Annotated in this window: 19 protein-coding genes; 18 read left to right on the top strand and 1 reads right to left on the bottom strand. The window is 40.3% G+C overall.

Annotated features, from left to right (window positions below; translation table 11 throughout):
• Positions 1-501: 501 nt before the first annotated feature.
• Positions 502-981: a 23S rRNA (pseudouridine(1915)-N(3))-methyltransferase RlmH gene (gene rlmH, locus NIE88_RS09800; RefSeq protein ID WP_253061671.1), complete on the top strand. Its 480-nt coding sequence runs from the start codon at positions 502-504 to the stop codon at positions 979-981.
• Between the two features lie 412 nt (positions 982-1,393).
• Here rlmH and NIE88_RS09795 read toward each other — a convergent pair whose 3' ends face one another.
• The gene (locus NIE88_RS09795; RefSeq protein WP_253061669.1) at positions 1,394-2,620 is read right to left on the bottom strand and encodes an IS110 family RNA-guided transposase; all 1,227 of its coding nucleotides are present in this window, start codon (positions 2,618-2,620) and stop codon (positions 1,394-1,396) included.
• Between the two features lie 448 nt (positions 2,621-3,068).
• On the opposite strand from NIE88_RS09795, the gene NIE88_RS09790 reads away from it, so the two are divergent.
• From NIE88_RS09790 to NIE88_RS09715, 17 genes are all read left to right on the top strand, one after another.
• On the top strand, positions 3,069-3,875 hold the full coding sequence (locus NIE88_RS09790; protein ID WP_253061667.1) for a hypothetical protein: 807 nt from the start codon (positions 3,069-3,071) through the stop codon (positions 3,873-3,875).
• A gap of 6 nt (positions 3,876-3,881) precedes the next feature.
• The gene (locus NIE88_RS09785; RefSeq protein ID WP_253061665.1) at positions 3,882-4,850 is read left to right on the top strand and encodes an abortive infection family protein; all 969 of its coding nucleotides are present in this window, start codon (positions 3,882-3,884) and stop codon (positions 4,848-4,850) included.
• A gap of 325 nt (positions 4,851-5,175) precedes the next feature.
• The gene (locus NIE88_RS09780) at positions 5,176-5,391 is read left to right on the top strand and encodes a hypothetical protein (protein ID WP_253061663.1); all 216 of its coding nucleotides are present in this window, start codon (positions 5,176-5,178) and stop codon (positions 5,389-5,391) included.
• A 178-nt stretch (positions 5,392-5,569) separates the two neighbouring features.
• The gene (radC, locus tag NIE88_RS09775; RefSeq protein WP_253061661.1) at positions 5,570-6,061 is read left to right on the top strand and encodes a RadC family protein; all 492 of its coding nucleotides are present in this window, start codon (positions 5,570-5,572) and stop codon (positions 6,059-6,061) included.
• Between the two features lie 19 nt (positions 6,062-6,080).
• Positions 6,081-6,377 carry a hypothetical protein gene (locus NIE88_RS09770; protein WP_253061659.1) on the top strand — a complete coding sequence of 99 codons (297 nt, stop codon included), beginning with the start codon at positions 6,081-6,083 and terminating at the stop codon, positions 6,375-6,377.
• 94 nt (positions 6,378-6,471) lie between these two features.
• Positions 6,472-7,404, top strand: coding sequence for a hypothetical protein (locus NIE88_RS09765; protein ID WP_253061657.1), 933 nt, complete (start codon positions 6,472-6,474; stop codon positions 7,402-7,404).
• Between the two features lie 195 nt (positions 7,405-7,599).
• Positions 7,600-10,059: an AICE element replication initiation protein gene (locus NIE88_RS09760; RefSeq protein WP_253061655.1), complete on the top strand. Its 2,460-nt coding sequence runs from the start codon at positions 7,600-7,602 to the stop codon at positions 10,057-10,059.
• A gap of 74 nt (positions 10,060-10,133) precedes the next feature.
• Positions 10,134-10,268: a hypothetical protein gene (locus NIE88_RS22405; protein WP_290446406.1), complete on the top strand. Its 135-nt coding sequence runs from the start codon at positions 10,134-10,136 to the stop codon at positions 10,266-10,268.
• Positions 10,261-11,898 (top strand): recombinase family protein, encoded by a 1,638-nt coding sequence (locus NIE88_RS09755; RefSeq protein ID WP_253061653.1) that lies wholly within the window; start codon positions 10,261-10,263, stop codon positions 11,896-11,898. The genes NIE88_RS22405 and NIE88_RS09755 overlap by 8 nt, the downstream gene beginning before the upstream one ends.
• A gap of 49 nt (positions 11,899-11,947) precedes the next feature.
• Positions 11,948-12,202 carry a hypothetical protein gene (locus tag NIE88_RS09750; protein WP_253061651.1) on the top strand — a complete coding sequence of 85 codons (255 nt, stop codon included), beginning with the start codon at positions 11,948-11,950 and terminating at the stop codon, positions 12,200-12,202.
• Between the two features lie 120 nt (positions 12,203-12,322).
• Positions 12,323-13,063: a helix-turn-helix transcriptional regulator gene (locus NIE88_RS09745; protein ID WP_253061649.1), complete on the top strand. Its 741-nt coding sequence runs from the start codon at positions 12,323-12,325 to the stop codon at positions 13,061-13,063.
• A 33-nt stretch (positions 13,064-13,096) separates the two neighbouring features.
• Entirely contained in the window at positions 13,097-13,723 is a 627-nt protein-coding gene (locus tag NIE88_RS09740) for an EcsC family protein (RefSeq protein ID WP_253061647.1), read from the top strand.
• Between the two features lie 43 nt (positions 13,724-13,766).
• Positions 13,767-14,645: a flagellar hook-basal body complex protein gene (locus tag NIE88_RS09735; protein ID WP_253061645.1), complete on the top strand. Its 879-nt coding sequence runs from the start codon at positions 13,767-13,769 to the stop codon at positions 14,643-14,645.
• Positions 14,646-14,827: 182 nt separating this feature from the next.
• Positions 14,828-15,058, top strand: a complete 231-nt coding sequence (locus NIE88_RS09730; protein WP_253061643.1) for a hypothetical protein — start codon at positions 14,828-14,830, stop codon at positions 15,056-15,058.
• Between the two features lie 52 nt (positions 15,059-15,110).
• Positions 15,111-15,557 carry a hypothetical protein gene (locus NIE88_RS09725; RefSeq protein WP_253061641.1) on the top strand — a complete coding sequence of 149 codons (447 nt, stop codon included), beginning with the start codon at positions 15,111-15,113 and terminating at the stop codon, positions 15,555-15,557.
• 114 nt (positions 15,558-15,671) lie between these two features.
• Positions 15,672-16,757 carry a hypothetical protein gene (locus NIE88_RS09720; RefSeq protein WP_253061639.1) on the top strand — a complete coding sequence of 362 codons (1,086 nt, stop codon included), beginning with the start codon at positions 15,672-15,674 and terminating at the stop codon, positions 16,755-16,757.
• A 446-nt stretch (positions 16,758-17,203) separates the two neighbouring features.
• Positions 17,204-17,815 (top strand): hypothetical protein, encoded by a 612-nt coding sequence (locus NIE88_RS09715; protein WP_253061637.1) that lies wholly within the window; start codon positions 17,204-17,206, stop codon positions 17,813-17,815.
• Positions 17,816-17,828: the final 13 nt, after the last annotated feature.

Genomic DNA, 17,828 nt, shown 5'->3' with positions numbered 1-17,828 from the left:
AAGGCGGGCTCAAGACCGGAATAAGGTTATTGAGCTCGCTTTTTTTCACAGGTGGATAACTTTTGTGGATGGAGAATGAGAACAACCATCAGCAAGTCTGTGGACAAATTTGTGCACATCATCGAATAAATATCCACAACTTATCCACATTTGAGGGAAAACTGTTCATAACTCTGAACATTCACCACATTCAACTATGATAAAATAAAAGGAAATCATCGCCATAAGCAAAATGGAAACAGTGAAAAACCTGGTAATACGGAAGTTATTCGTATACGCAGAACACAATGGAACATACAAAACTTGAAGAATGAATAAATAGCGAATTGCGACAAATTCTGAGTGCTTATAATGAAAACAGTTATCCACATTCGTCAGAATACGACATTTTTCAATGCGTATATCTTGTGGCAAACGAATGATTCCATACAGAATATAGAAATCACCTGTGGATATGTGCATAACTTCTGTGTATAACTCTTAATAAGGTTGGGATAAGTTGTGAATATCAGTATTTTAGTCGTGGGAAAACTGAAAGAAAATTATTTTAAACAGGGGATCGGGGAATATGCAAAAAGGATGATTCCTTATGCGAACGTCACGTTCATTGAGGTGCCTGATGAAAAAGCACCAGAGAATTTATCTATAGCAGAAATTGAGCAGGTCAAACGTTCTGAAGGTGAACGGTTGCTGAAAAAATTGCCAAACAATGCCTACGTATTCGCGCTTGCCATCAAAGGAAAGCAAATGGCTTCTGAAGGTTTTGCGGGAAAGATTCAGGAACTCGCTATCTACGGTCACAGTGACCTCGCCTTTATCATCGGCGGATCGAACGGTCTGAGTGATGAAGTGTTAAGCAGAGCCGATTTCCAGCTCTCTTTCTCCAAATTCACCTTCCCGCACCAGCTCATGCGCCTCATTCTGATTGAGCAGATTTATCGGGCATTTAAAATTATGCGTGGAGAACCGTATCATAAGTAAGTGAGGTTTTTAGAGCAGAGATTGTAAAATGGTACGACAACATGAAAATCCCAAATGATTCCTATGCAATGGAGTTAGCACAAAACAAGGGCAAGGGGACTATTCGTGAGATTTTGCGGATCTCTGTTTCTCGTTCTTGTGGCAATGCGGCATGAATAGGGATCATAACGGTCTCTTATGCGAGTCTTTTTCGAAGGACAAGCGCTTCTCTACAGTTACTCAGGCGCAGGTTGACCAGGTGGTACAGTTTATTAATCGGTATCCGCGCAAAGGTCTAGACTAATAGATCATTCAGGAATCATTTGAGGAGGGGGGGCACTTGACTTGATAATTTTTGTACGTAAATGTGATGACGCTCAAAAAAAGTAAAAAAAGACTACTCCCCAGGAGCGTGAACTGAATTTTTTTTAGTTCATGCCGTTTTTTCGCGAATTTCTATTTCGTAGCCGAGTAGTTTTTCCAGCTGTCGTTGATGGTACTTGGCGCTTTGCTTTCTCTTCAGCAGATAATCCGGACCGAGTTCTTTATAGGGTCGCTTCTCCTTTAAGACATGATAGATAATCTTCAAAATGAGATGTGCTAAAGCCATGATCGCTTTTTTCGGCCCTCGTCGTTTGACCAACCGGTAATAGTAAGCCGACAAGCGCGTGTTTTTACTCCGGACAGCGCCCCAGGCGACTTGACAAAGGATGGACTTCAAGCCTTTATTTCCTTTCGTCGTTTTTGATGATCGCTTCTTTCCGGCGCTCTCATTGTTTCCCGGACTCAGTCCCCCCCAAGAGGATAGATGCGCATCGCTTGGAAACTGAGTCATATCGGTTCCGATTTCCGCCAGGATGACCGCCGTTGCACCCTGATTAATCCCCGGAATCGTTTTGAGTAGACTCGCTTCCTCTTGCTTGTCCGTCATCAGCTGATCGATTTCTTGTTCCAGTTCCTCAATATAGTTCTCTAAATCAACAAGCAAATCATACTGCCGACGAATCATTTGTCGATGATGCCGTCGGATTTTCCCGTTCAGGGCATCCAAAAGTTGAGGCACTTTCGCTCTTAGTTTGGTTTTTACCCGAGCATGGACCTGTTCATAAGTGAGTGATTCCCCGTTCATGATCGCCTCAAGTAGGGCACGTCCGGAAACACCAAAGACATCGCTCATATAACTCGTCAACTTAATATTGGCATCCTGCAAGACGTTATGAATGCGGTTCTTCTGCTCTGTTGCCATCTGTAGCAGTTTTCTCCGATACCGAGTCAGATCACACAAGTTACGGATCGCTTCCGGAGGAACAAAGCTGGATTCAATCAGTCCATTGCGCAAGAGTTTCGCAATCCATTGGGCATCACTCATATCCGTCTTTTTTCCGGGAACATTCTTAATCCGTTTCGCATTGGCAAGAATTAAGGTGAATGAACCCTCCAGAATATTCCGAACCGGCTTCCAATAGACGCCCGTACTTTCCATGGCGACATGCGTGCACTGAGATTCCTGCAGCCAATCGCTAAGGGCAAGGAGTTCCTTGGTGGTCGTGCCAAAGGTTCGAATCTGTTTCCGAACCTTGTTTTCGCCCGTTAACACACAGGCAACGATTTCTTTTTGATGAACATCCAAACCCGCACAACAGTTTAAAAGCACATCCATGATTTATCATCCCCTCGAATCATGATAAAATGATGGGAGACAGGTGGTGCACCTGAGTGTATGAATTTTTGTACACGTGCTTTGAAAGAAGCGACACTCGGCGGTGCTCAAAGGTGCATGAGATCGGTTTTATACACGGGGTCTAATCGCCCTCCAAAAAAAGACCGACCTTTGCCTGTCCCCATTTTATTTTTATCCGTTCTTACATAGAAGAAAACACAACCTTACATTTTCATGACTGGTGGTGTCCCGCCCTCCTCAAAGCGGGACGTGGGAGTTTTATACTCATATTTTACCATTCGTGAAAGAGTGAACAATGTTATTGAGACTTTTCCAACCGAATTCTGCTAACATATTTTCATACAGACACTTATTTGTTTGTTAAAGCGCTTGAAACACTGAACTAATCGCTGTAAAATAATGCTAACAATAATTTGGGGGACGAAAAATGTCTAAAATAAGTAGTAATAGTTTACCGGCTTATACTACAGTAGAAAATATACTCTCACTTATTGAAACGTTAAAAAGAAAGAACAAAAATGAAGACGAGGTAAAGGCCATTTTTAACAAAGGGGATTCAGCGTACACAAATACGAAATCCTCCTTACGGACATTTGGATTTATAGAGAACGGAAGTTTTGAATTTACGGAATATGGGCGTGAAATTGCATATTCTCAGGGTGAGGACAAAAAAGGGGGAATTGTTAGAATATTAAAAAAATACCGTCCTTATGAAGTGTTTTTATCTGGCTTATCCCAAAAAGATGATGTTATGCAAACTGAAATCGAGGAAATAGTAAATTTTTGGGGAAAAGCGGGGTATGGTTCTACGCAGCGAAATCTTGAGGATGGCGCAAAACTATTTATGAGTATAATAGATTATAGCAAATTTGGAAAGTACATAATTGGCAGAGGCAAAAATTCCACCCGCATAGAGTGGGTTTCTAATATTAAAGAGAAAATTGAGGAGTTAGCCGATGAAACCGATAAAGATTCTTCTGCCGATCCGACAGAAATCATTGATTCAAAAGAAACAAACGTAAACGAGTTGAGTTTGGAAGAAAAAGAGCCCCATGAGGATACGGCAACTGCTAGTTCTTTAAATGAAAATGATACAGATTCCAATATAAATAAAAAGCTTGTAAGCATAGCAAGTATGCCCAACATAACGATAAGTGTAGATATGAGTAATTGGCCTGAGGATAAAATTAAAATATTCTTTAAGTCTGCCTATGGGAAGTTTGGGGAGGATTAGTAACTAATGCCTACAAGACTTCCAAGTCACAATGTTCCTCTCTTACTTATTGCAGATGTTTTGTGCTATATAAATAATAATGCATCATCGAATATTGAAGATTTACGGCGCTTTACAAGTAAAAGCGAGGCGTATATTAGAAGTTGCCTTGCTGTTTGTAAAATGCTTAATATAATTGATGATAATGATGATGCAAATCCAATTGTCAATGAGTTAGGTAAAACTCCAAATGAAGAATTGAAACTTAATGTAATGAGAAGATTCATCCAAGAGTACGAGCCATTTATTGCTTTTATTCAATATCATTTAAATGATTCAACTCTTGAGGAATCGGCTAGAAAAGTGTACGTTCTTTACAAATTTGAAGGTAAAGATCATATTTTTTTAAAAGACTTATTTATATCTTGGGGAACGGCAACAAGCATATTTGCAATTAATGGAAATAGCATTGATCTGGAAGAAAAAATCAAGACTTACTTATCGGGGACCAATACGTTAAATATTAATCTTGATGACGATATGGCAATAAGACTATATATTGGAAATACCTTAAGTACGGATATATTTTCAACGCTATCGTCTGCTGAAATTGAGGAATTGGTGGCTTCTTATAAAAAATATAAAACTGATCCTAGAGGAGCAATAGAATGTGCTGGGAGAGCCTTTGAGGATTTTCTCAGAAGGACTTTTAGAGATGTTGATGTAAGCAGAAAAAATGGTATCGGACAAGTCATTAATGCGCTTTATAATTACAAAAATGCCTCAGGTGTCTTAGATAATAAGATTCACAATAAGCAGGCAAGCATAGGTTCTGCTATTGGAGATATCAGAAATATGGCAGGTCACGGTTTGGAGGCTCGTACTTTTGAAAGGTGGAATTTGACTTCACATAGCGCTCAACTATATATTGAATTAGTCTTATCAACGGTAAGAAGTATTTATATATACATACAGGATTCCTCTCTTGCCTTTTAATAAAGCAAGAAGCGGTGGGATTGCTACCACTCTTTGCTTTTTTGTAGTGCTTATGATTTCGTCACTATCGCAAGTTGTTTGAGAACATTAATGCGCCTCATAATTTCACATGCTCCTTTTTCAGGGCTTCGATTTCAGACAGGTACACATCCCATAAATGTTTTCGTGAATACCAACCTGATTCAGGTTGTTCGCGGTGAGTGCCCAATAACGCCTAACTAGCTATCAATAGGCGTTTGTGCTTTAAGAATGTGACTTGCAATGCGTGGAACCCGAACTCCCGTGAAACCAGGTTAAAGAGACACCAAAGAATGCACATTTCTATATGTCGGCGAGGTTGGACAATACCCGAATTAATCGTGATGTCAGCCGCCTGGTTGATGAAATCATCAACCACCTGACCTCGATCGATGGCAGTGATGTAGAAATATCGCTTGAAGTGAATGCAACTGTAAAGGAGGGCATTCCCCAAAACACAGTCAGAACAGTTAGTGAGAATTGCCGCACACTTAAAGTGACAGACTTTGGCTTTGATGAATGAGAGATTTATCTGTTTCGCAGTTTCATAATAAAACAAGAAAAATACATTGCTTTTTTGAAATCACTATACCGTATTAAACATTATTTCCAAATTTATATTATTCTATTGAAAAAAGGATTGAGCGCGTATCAGTTGCTCAATCCTTTTTTATTTCAATTTTTTTGAAGGGAGTAAAGATATGGATACATTATACGGTCCTCAGCCATCCATCGGAATACAACAAGCAAAAAGCGCTAAGCGAGTAAGTATCATTTCATTGAGGGTGGTTAAAGAGAAAAGTACGCTTTACAGCAATCGATTCATTCGTTCCCCAGAGGATGGCTATCAATGTATTAAACCCTTTTTGGAGTTGAGAGATCGTGAATACTTCATTGTCGTTACGCTGGATACAAAAAATCAACCCACTTCGATAAATATCTGCCATATTGGCAACCTGAATTCCTCCATTGTTCATCCCCGCGAAGTATTCAAGACGGCTGTTTTGTCCAATGCCGCGTCAATCCTAATAGCACATAATCATCCTTCAGGCATTGTTGATCCAAGTCGTGAGGATAAGGAGGTTACAAAGAGGCTTGTATCCGTTGGAAACATCATTGGTATTGAAGTTCTGGATCATCTCATAATTGGTGATAATAAATATCTTTCTTTCAAGGAACAGGGACTCATCTAAGCCTGAAGGAGGCATAAAATTGTATAATTTCAATAAGGGTAACTTCGCTGAATTCATGTTGAAAAAATACAAAATCATTGTTGACAAATCTCGGGTTGGCGAGGAATCTGTTAGTCTTGATAAAGGAGAACTCGATGAATGTCTGATTTCAAAAGAAGTCAGGAAGCGGCTACCTGATCAACTTATAGTGCATACATGCGCGTACAAAGAAAAAAATGAGTGGATCGTTGGTGTGATATGTGCGGAGCACTCAGGTATGCCTCTTGTCTTGATTTGTTTAAAAGAAGGGAATAGAATTTTTGAGGGAATAATATAGGGTAACACGTCCTGAGAAAATCGTCAATATCGTCAGAATGTTGATATTGACGGTATTGACAATGTTTTTTATAAAACGGAAAGAGAGGGGTAGAATGATGGAAATTTATAGCACACAAACTTTATTTTGCTGCACACTACCACTTCAAAGAATGAAAGAGGATTCAGATCCAAAAGAAATGTGTAAAAACCGTTTGAAACAGAGTTTATCGCTTCTCTCCCTTTTACTTAACCACCTTGCCAAGAGTGCACAGACGACAGATGATTTCAAAAGCTATTTAAAAAATTTCTCTCAGATTATGGGCTATAAAGGAGGCAAAGTATCTAGTCAGATCAGTTGGTCACCAGATGAATTCATTTTACTACTTATTATGATGCGGGCGTATACTTGGAAAAGATATTCGGAAATGAAGAAAAGCTTAGCGTCCTACTTGAAAGATGAGAAGGCTATTCCTTCTGCGAAAACGATTCAAAACAACAGGGAGTGGCTTCGTAACGCACTAGATGTCATCTTCGCACTTTTTCATAACGACTGGCATAAAAGTATAGATTTATCGGAATTACTAATGATTAATGAATCTGCTAATGACAAAGCGGATGAAATGCTTCAAACGATTCACGATGAAATTCAGCAATCACGCATTCTCGAAAGTGATGCAGAATCGGTGCACGCGCAGATTCTGATGCGATGTGCATATCCGGAGCTTTTGAATATGGCTCCTGAAAGTACTGCTGAAAAACTAAGTAATCAATTTGGAACGTTAGTAGAAGAATTAGTCAAAGTATACGGTAATGCGCAAATGACTATGGCGGCAAATGAAACCATCAAAAAATTACAAATGGCTATTGATGAGATACAGTTAACCTACCAAATCGATCCGGTATATACTAAAGAATTTTGGGGACATCTAGATGATCCAGTTGGAAGAGCGGTAAAAAAGTCAAAAGGCTCCCAAAAAAGTTTTACTGAAATCATACGCACTAATCTTTTCTCCGAATTAGGTATAATTGATCAATCCACAGTTTGATGTGTTTGTCAAGAGGTGGATCGGATTTATTTTTATCCGATTTGCCTCGTTTTTTTTATCCTCATTCTCGGTAATATAGACATACGTTCTGAGAAGGAGGACATTGACATGGGACAGCATGACAAACAAATGAATTACATTACCCAATGCTTAAAGTGCCTGAAGACGCATGGCGAGGTCACGGAACTTCGGATCATGAAGACGAATAAAGGTACAGTCAGTGGCTATTTTAGCCGCCTTGAAGATTTAGCGGAGAGTTCCTTGAGGTTTGAACACGGCGCACCAGGTGTGTATTTCACATTAAATCCGGTAAAAAAAGCACTGCTGGCTAGAGCGGAAAACCGTACTATGCTACGAATGCCGAATTTGACAGCGGATAGCGATATTGAAAGCCGAAGATGGTTACCATTGGATTTCGATCCGGTCAGACCATCGGGAATTTCATCAACAGACAAAGAACATGAAGCGGCATTGACATTAGCGCAGGAAGTGAAGGGGCACTTGTCTGCATGCGGATTTCCCGAACCGGTCAGCGCTGATAGCGGAAACGGTGCGCACCTTCTTTATCGCATTCAATTGCCCAATGATGATGCAAGTCGACAGCTGATTAAGAGGGTACTCGAAGTCATTGCTGACCGCTTTTCAACGAAGACGGTGCATATCGATAAGACTGTATACAATGCAGCACGAATTTGGAAGCTTTACGGTACATTAGCCCGCAAAGGTGACAATACGAAAGAGCGTTCATATCGGCATTCAAAAATCTTAGCCGTACCGACTTCCATTGATGTGGTTCCTGAAAGCACCTTGAGAAGAATTACGGGCAGCATTCCAGAAGCTACATCTGTATCAAATTCATTACGGAAATCAGCGAAACGGCATGTAAAAGTAGATGAGTGGTTGGCTCAGCATGAAATCGAAGTAGCAAAAACAAAATCGCAACCCGATGGTTCAACTATATATGTGCTAAAATCCTGTCCCTGGAATCCGGAACACAGTGACAAGACAGCGTATGTCATACAATTTTCCAATGGCGCAATTGCGGCGGGATGTCAACATGCGAGCTGTGCGGATGCGAACTGGAAGTCGCTCAGGGAGAAGTACAAGCCATTATCCGGTGAAGAATCAAAAACATCAGATTCATTAGAAAAGATGTCGCAAGCAGATGAATTAATGATGATTGGATCAGTCGCCACGTATTATTACGATCAGGAAACCGAAACCACTTATGCCTCTTTCGAGAAACAGGGGCATTTTGAGACCTGGAAACTGAACGAAAAGCAGTTTAAAGGATGGCTTCGCAATCAGTATCGGCGGCGCTTTGGTAAAACCGTTAGAACTGAAGCAATTAAACAGGCTCTATCATCTATAGAAGCCGAAGCCATGTATGATGAAAAGGCGACGCACACTCGTTCGTACTTCCGAGTAGCGAAGGTGAACGATTCATTTTTTTATGACCTCGCTAATACTCAGTGGACTAACATCAAGGTCTCTGCAGCAGGATGTTCCTTTAATCTTGCGCATCCACCGATTTTTTATCGTGTCAATGCTTTGAAGGAACAGCCCGATCCAGATTTTTCGGGTGACGTTAAGCTTTTGCTTAAGCATATCCATCTCAAAGCGGAATCCGATCAAATGTTATTGTTATCTTATTTAATCACGTGCTTCATTCCTGATATTCCGCATGTTGCGCTTGTGCTCAGCGGTGAAAAAGGGGCAGCGAAATCAACAACCTTACGCATGTTGAAGCGTGTCGTTGATCCGTCCAAGAATGACCTCTTGGTTATGCCAAAAAGCCGTGATGACATGGCCGTTACGCTTACCCAGAACTATATGGTTTGCTTCGACAATCTGGAAACGTTGACTAAGGAGCAGAGCAATTTGCTTTGCATGGCTTCTACTGGCGGTGGATTTACTAAGAGAAAATTATACACGGATTCTGATGATATCGTGCTTAACGTTAAACGGTGCGTTGCGTTAAATGGCATCAATATAGCGGTAACCGAGTCAGATCTACTGGATCGCTCCCTCCTTATCGATCTTGATAGAATTGATGAAAAAGAGCGCGTTGAGGAACGTGTGATTTGGGAGCGGTTTGATGCCGATTTACCCATGATTTTAGGTGGAGCGCTTAATACGCTTTCGCGGGCGATGCCCGTGTATTCGACGCTCAAACTCAATAGTTTACCAAGAATGGCCGATTTTGCAAAATGGGGCTATGCTATTGCAGAAGTCCTTGGTTATGGTGGACCGGCATTTATTGAGGCCTATAAATCTAATCAGCAGTATGCCAATGAAGAAGCCTTAAATGAGCATCCTGTAGCTACGGCAATCAAGGCATTGATGGCACAACAACCAAAATGGTCAGGTACGGTAACTGAGCTGTTGATCAAGTTGCAGAGTATTGCATTTAGGGAGCACATCGATACCCATTTAAAAACATGGCCATCGGCACCCAATGCACTCAGTAGGCGATTAAATGAAGTGAAATCTAATTTTAAGGAAATCGGTATTGAATTCGTCATTCGACATACGGGACAAGCCAAAAAAATTACCATAGAGAAGAAAAATAGTGTCAATACCGTCAATACGGTTGACCCCAACATTGAAACTATTGATCAAACAGACGGTACTGACGATATTATTCCTTTTTAACGTAAGACTTGAGGATTTGGCACTAATTCCTTTTTAAAATTTATATTATTTTCTTGACAAAGGATTGAGGACCTATGCATAATGACGCTCAGTCATCCAAAGTAGCGCTTTTTGTTAATATTCTTTCTGAGGTCATTTTCACATATATGGAAAATGAGCATCATGATCAAACGACAATAAAGAAAAAAGAGGGGGAGGCACTTGAATGATATTCAGAAAATGAAAAAGGTCGCCATCTATGCCCGTGTATCAACAATTGAGCAAGCGGAAGAGGGATTTAGTATTGATGAGCAGCTGCGCCTGCTCCACGAGTGGAGCGAGGACAAGGGCTATGAGGTGTACCGTGAGTATGCTGATCGAGGAATCAGCGGGAAGAATATCAAGGCACGTCCTGCCCTTCAGCGATTGTTGGCTGATGCTATGAAGCGGCATTTCGAAATTGTCATCGTTTGGAAAATGAATCGCTTGGCAAGAAATATTCTTGATTTGTTGAATATCGTGACTGAATTGAATCGTCATAATATTGCTTTTCGCTCTTATTCCGAGACCTTAGAAACCGAGACACCAGCGGGACGGTTACAGTTTCATATGATGGCTGCCATCGCTGAATTTGAACGGGGGACCATTGCGCAAAATGTAAAAATGGGCATGTTAGCCCGAGCACGGGAAGGCGAATGGAACGGCGGACAAGTCCTAGGTTACGATGTTGCTAAGACTCAAGTGCTTGGGAAAAAGCGCCTGCATACCCGCTTAGTAATTAACCAGTCTGAGGCCAACACGGTCAAAAAGATCTTTAGGCTGTACACATCAGGTTATGGCTACAAGTCGATTGTGAACCGTTTAAATAATGAGGGCTATCGAAGTAAAAAGGGAAATCCTTTTTCCATTTCGACCGTCAAGACTATATTGACGAACCCCGTATACATTGGCATTATACGGTACAATGTTCGGCGTAATTGGAGCGAAAAAAGGCGGAATGATATTAATCCCCACCCGCTCATCATCAAAGGAAAACACGAGCCGATCATTAGCGAAGAACAGTGGGATAAGGCGCAAACAGTACTAAAAAATCGCAGCCATACACCGAATCGTGTGCATAGTGGTGAACATTTATTGACAGGCATCATTAAATGCCCCCAATGCGGGGCGAGCATGGTCTTGGGACGCACGACGAATCGGAATAAGGATGGTACGAAACGAGTTATTGAGTACTATGTTTGCGGCGCGTGGAAAAACAAAGGGACAGCCGTCTGTCACTCCAATGGTATCCGTATTGACCAGGCTGATGAATACGTCTTAAAGCAACTTACCCGTTTAGTCAGGAGTGAACGTCTGGTTCAGGACATTGCGTGCCGGATCAATCGTCAAGCAAAGGAAATCAACGTGCCGCTGCAAAGCGAGCAGCGGCAAATACAGACTTGTCTGGACAAGATTGAACAGAAGAAGAAAAAAGACCTGGAATTGTATGAGGAAAGCATTTTAAGCAAAGGCGAGTTAGCGGAACGCTTGGCACAGCTCAATCAGGAACAGTCCAATTTCAAGACTCGCTTGGCACAGCTTGAAGATGCACTAGATCAGGGCACTCGGCAGGAAGTTTCAGCTCAAATGATTCAGGAAACGATGCACCGATTTGATCACGTCTTTCGCCAAACGTCGACGCGAGAACAGCGAAAACGATTGATGGAGCTGCTGATCGATAAGATCACGATTGGGGAAGGTCGAACAATCGAAACGATACGCATTCATTTTAATCAGGAACTCCTGCAGTGCTTAAATGTTGGGGGGGAGAGATCGAAACAAGATCTCTCCCCCTCTTTTTGCGTCTACATCAATGTGTAGTGCAAAAAGAGCCGTTCAAAAAAATAAATGGGTGAATGGAGGAATAATCATGACGATCACTACCGCTTTTCGTCTTTATGTTCAGAAGCATTACCCGCATTTAAATGATGATGAATGGATTTTAGATGATACGATTTTCCGAAAAGAACAACTCAAACTGGAGCACCTGAAACGAAGCCTGCCGGAAGGTGAATCGTTGTTCAAGTGCTTTTGCTTTATTCATGCGCATGCCAACATTGCTATTTATATTGTCTTAGACAAAACGGGAAAAGAAATTTATGCGACTGGATCAATGAGAATATGACACGTTCACAATTTGGGAAATTTCAGAAAAAATTAAGTCCAAGTACCTAAAAGATAAAGAGAACGGACAGATAGTGTCCGGGTGATTTGGTACATTACCTTCGTATAGCAGTGCGCAGTGATGGACAAGGTTGTGAACCCCATGGGAGAAGAGCGCAACAGAATGGACCGTATTTTGTTTCTTTATGACAAATTAATTTCAGGAGACATTGTTTATAAACAGGAATTGGCAGCCCAATTTGATGTCCATGAACGCACGATTCGACGTGATATTCAGGATATTAAATATTACATGGCGCGATTTTATATCAACAAAGACGTGATCTATGATCCAAAAGTTGGGGGCTATCAACTTATGAATGCAGACCCCACTTCATTTTCTTGGAGCCGTTGGCTGGCGTTATCCCAAATTATTTTGGATGATCACTGGCTGAATCAGGATGAAAGTCAGCAATGGATTCACTTCATTTCGTCCCGACTCAATCGGACAAACCGCAAACGGTTCCTTAACTATCTACAATCAACTGTTTATCATCAATCTTTTCCAAAATGGAAAAATCCAATTTTAGAAAAAGTTGATCTTGTTTATGAAGCCTTATCAAGTAGGAAGAAACTTCAAATAGCCATGCATGATCAACTGTTTATTTTCTGTCCGGTTGGTCTTGTATACAAGCACTCTCATTTCTTCATTGCCGCATGTGTAAATGAATCTTTCCAACAAGGGTATTCGAGCAGCCCTAATCCTGTTCCAATCATGATTCAAGATCATCTATCCATAAAAATGGCACCACAGTCCTTTGTACTTCCTTCATCATTTCACTTCGATGAACAAGCCTTTAAACAGCGGTGCATGCCCCCTTAAGGGTATAGCCGTGATTTCAAATGAAAGAAGATGATGAAGATTGGCCTTTTGACCTCGGATAAAGTGATGACCGTACTCGATTGGTGTTATGAACAATCATTGAATGGTTTACCTGCGATGCCATCCGTTTCAGAAATCGCAGAACGCTACTTGGACAAACATCATCAAAATCCGGAAGCGGCTATTAAAGCGTTTGTGCGCTGGCAACATGCAAAAGTCGGCACAACAGGGTTTCTCACCGGCCTAGGCGGACTGATCACGCTACCTGTCGCGGTTCCCGCCGATGTGTCATCCGTGCTCTATGTGCAAACACGGATGATCGCGGTCATTGCCTCTATTCGAGACTATGATTTAAACGATGATCAAGTGAAAACGTTTGTTTATGCCTGCTTAGTGGGGCAATCTGGGGTGGATTTGTTAAAGAATGCCGGAGTAAAGATTGGGCAGAAATTGACGGTTCAGATGATTAAACAGATTCCGAAACAGGTGTTACTCGCCATTAATAAGAAAGTAGGACTGAGACTGGTAACAAAGTTTGGTCAGAAAGGCGTGGTCAACCTTGGTAAGCTGGTCCCCGTTGTTGGCGGTGTCATTGGTGGGACAGTCAATATGGGCAGTAACTTAGTGATCGCCAAAACGGCAAAAAAAGTCTTTATCTAATCAGGAGTTACTCATTTAAATTATAAGAATGGAGGATCAGCTTATGGCGATGTTGCGCTCATTACAATCAGGAGTAAGCGGACTCAAAGGATTTCAAACGGAACTGGATGTGGTCGGCAATAATATTGCCAATGTCAGTACAACAGGTTTTAAAAAAAGTCGTATTTCTTTTGCGGATACCATGAATGATACCTTAGCTCAGGCGCGATCCACGCAAAACGGGAAGCAGGTGGGATTAGGTTCAAAAGTGGCCGCTATTGATAACTTGCACACACAGGGTGTGATTAACCGTACAGGCAATCCCTTGGATCTGGCGATTGATGGCGACAGTTACTTTGCCATGAAGGAACCTAATGATAGTGGTTCTGATTCCCATCTATTCACGCGCGATGGTTCTTTTCATCTCGACAGTAAGGGCGTTTTGGTCAACGCTGATGGACTTCATGTTTTAGGAAGGCAGCGTGATGCGACGACCGGGGAAATCATTCCTCCGATTGGAAACACGATCCTCACGAATACGATTCAGCTGCCTAAAGCAGCGGATCTCCAAGGCGAAAATAGTAATAAAAAATTAGTGTTATCCAGCGTATCGGTGTCGGAAGACGGAATGATTCACTATCAGCTTGCCGGTGATGGTCAGGATTACGAGGCAGGCCCCATCGTTCTTGCTCATTTCGGCAATCCCCAAGGCCTTGAAAAAGTCGGTCAAAATATTTATCAGGAGAATGCCGCTTCTGCCGGTGACTATTATTACCTGACCAATCCTGAAAACATCATTGCGGGAGCGCTTGAGGGGTCAAATGTGGATCTGACCGATGAAATGACGGCATTGATCGAGGCACAACGAGCATATCAATCGAATGCAAGAGTAATTACCAGCGCGGATCAAATTTTGCAGGAGTTGGTACAGTTGAAGAGGTAAAGAAAGGATAGTCAAAATCTGTGATAAGCAAATGCGTTTGCTTATCTTTTTTTTAGATCATTTTTTCACGCTTCAAATACATAGGGGCGTTTGGTGCGCTATTCATGGGATGGAGACGTTAAAACTTATGACTGAAACGTCTGTACAAGGAAAACTAGCCTAAATTTTATTGGAGGAAGAGCATGGAGTTTATTTCGATAGTGCTTGGTTTTATTATTGCCTTTTTCATCTACAGAAAATCAGGATTAAATACTCAATTTGGAATTATAGGATGGCTTACTCTATTTTGGGGGTTCTGGATCGTAGCGGCAGTTCTTTTGTTTGTGATTATGTTGCTGACGGGATTTTTAGCAAAATGGCTACTTATCCTATTCATCATTGTTTTCGTGATTTCCAAGATCGCAAAAAGATAGACCTTATACACGTAGATATCATTCAAGCAAGATTCTTAATGGAGGTGCTAGCATGCAAACCATACATTCTTTAGAGGCACTAAAGGCAGTGATCGAAGGCGGAATTGTTTATTTAGAGAAGTCCTTTTATAGAGAGCAAATCCTTTGCCATCCTTTAGCACCCATTACATTTATTCCGTCTGACTTAGACATTATTCCTGCGGATGTTGAAAAAGGCATTGCGGGCGGATGGATGCTCATCTATTCCATTGATGGTCTATCATGGACCTATAACTTTAAAGAAGTACTGCATCACGCGATGAGCAATGATGGACACTTCTATATTAGTGATTGGCAACTCGAAGTTTTTCTTGAGGTTGATTATTACATGATCAAAGAAGTAGTGGTTTTATTAACTCGGGTCTATGAAGAATTTACATTGATACAGGGGTATAAATGGAAACCCGCTGAATTAGGAACCATACAAAAGTTTAGTCTGAAAGAATATTTCTCAAATTAATTGGTCGGCCAAATAAATAAAGGCAGTATTTCAAAGAAACAAGTGACGAGCAACCAAGATTATGCGAGTCACTTGTTTGTGTGAAAAATAATCGAAGGCGCAGGAGGGACATGTATGTCTATAAAATACCTTTCATACGGTTTTATCGCAATGGGGCTGCTTTTTCTACTGATCTACATCGTGATGACGATAAGCAAAATCATTAGGAATAAAAAAGGTGGTGCCAAAGTAATTTTTTCTGCTTTTATCATCGGGACAATGTTTCTCAGTGCCGGTGCAGTGCTTTATTTCAATCCTTCATTACTAACGAAGGATACCGTTCATGAAACGAGAACTGCAAAGCAGGAATCCAATGCCTCGCTCACAAAAGAAAAATCTTCTTCGCAACAAAAACAATCGGATTCCTTTGATTCTAAGGGATCTGTGCGCCCAAAGGTATTCTATCCGAATTTAAAAAGCTGGGGGGATAAGGGAGAGCGCGTATATACGGATGCGGATGGCACCAAAACCTACGTGAATGGAGCGGAAACAGCGGTTGTCATTCCACAGGGTATTCGAGGAATGATTTATGATTCCTATGGCGCTTGGGTATTTGTTCCAGATAAAGATCAGAGTAACGGAAAAGGGTCATATACAAGCTATAAATACAGTATTAGTGATGTGGATGGAGAAATATCCATTCAAGTCGGTAAGCATGTTACTTTTTCTAAGGATCTTTATTTTGGGAGTACACCAAAATCTGAACAGCGTCAAACCTTTTCCGCTGATGACAACAAAGCAAAAATGTCTTACATTGATTTTATTTATAAAAAATTTCCTTTACAAAAACCAAAGAAAACAACTGACAATCCGCTTTTAATCGGTAATTGGAAATATGAATTTAAAGACTTACTTGAGAATAAGCACACGGCTATTGAAATGAATTTTACGGATGATGGATATGTTACTGTGGATACAAGCCTGATTGAGGATCTTCCAAGTATGGCAAAATATAAACTTGAATCACTCGGCAAGAATGCATACAAGCTTTATCTGTATCCGGCAACGGTTAAAGCGGATAGCAATGGTGGCGGAACATCTGTGGCGGATGAACCGATCAAGAGAAATTTTCTTATCTACATGAACAGTAAAGATTCATTTGATGTCGTCCTTTTTGATGATCAATTGAAAAGAAGAGAGTTGAAGATGAAGCGTTATTAAGAAAGAAATGTAATACGAAAATAAGACTTATAATTTTTTAACTTCCCCAAACCTAAATACACTATTTTAAAAAGGCTCTGTCTCTGAAACGGTGTTAAGTTCATACGATCTATAAGATCAAGTGTTATGTGATTCGAGTAACGTGGGCATTAGATATGGTGGAGAGGTGGTTGTCGTTAGATTGTTAACTGACCGATAGCTAGAATATTGCCAAGCTAGGAACAACACAAAGCTTTGATTATGTTTCCTAAAATAATTAAGCTTGTTAATGGAAGAAACGCAGCGTATGGTCTTTATAAGGTGTTATAATAAGATCATACGTTCCATTTTTACATACTAATAGGAAATCATTTATACATACTGAAAAATGAATTAGTTTAAAGAAGAATTTTAACATTGGTGCAAATTTAATGTCTTTTTTCATAATATTTATGGAGGTGAATGATGTGGTATTTATAATTGTGCTATGTTTAATAGCTACATATATATCTGTTTTGACCTTACTCGCATATATTGATTCAAAAACAGATTATAGTGATCCTCAAATACGTAAGTTTACTGATCTAAAAGGAAATTTCTATTTTTTTGCTCGATATTATTTGTGGCAACCAAATAAGCTAAAAAAAATAAAATCTAGTGTACCACAAAATTCGTTTTTATACGTAGAGAACTATATTTATCAGGTCCATGATTACGGTGAGAATTATCAGGTTCCAGATGGACTATTTTTCGAAAGAGAAATTAGGTTTTTCGGTAAACCTTTAATATTAGAAAAAAGTAATAATAACCCTGAAATTACTATTAATCAGTACGGTGATGGTGTTTTACAATTAAATTTAGTATCAAATGTATTAAATCAAATTGAAGAACTGACACAAAATAATATAGACATTAGTGATAAAAAAATACTGGAAGATTTCATAATAAAAATCAAGGATGGAAATATATTTAATGAAAAAGAAGTAAAATCAGTGTATGAAGCACTACTTAGAAATATACCATTTGCTGATTTTGCATTGAATTTAATTACAGCTATAAAGACGTTTTTTGGATACTGAAAATAGTAAGACC

Source organism: Sporolactobacillus shoreicorticis (assembly GCF_024125445.1).
In the GTDB taxonomy this organism is placed as follows: Bacteria; Bacillota; Bacilli; order Bacillales; family Sporolactobacillaceae; genus Sporolactobacillus; species Sporolactobacillus shoreicorticis.
This window is presented reverse-complemented; position numbering and strand designations above follow the sequence as displayed.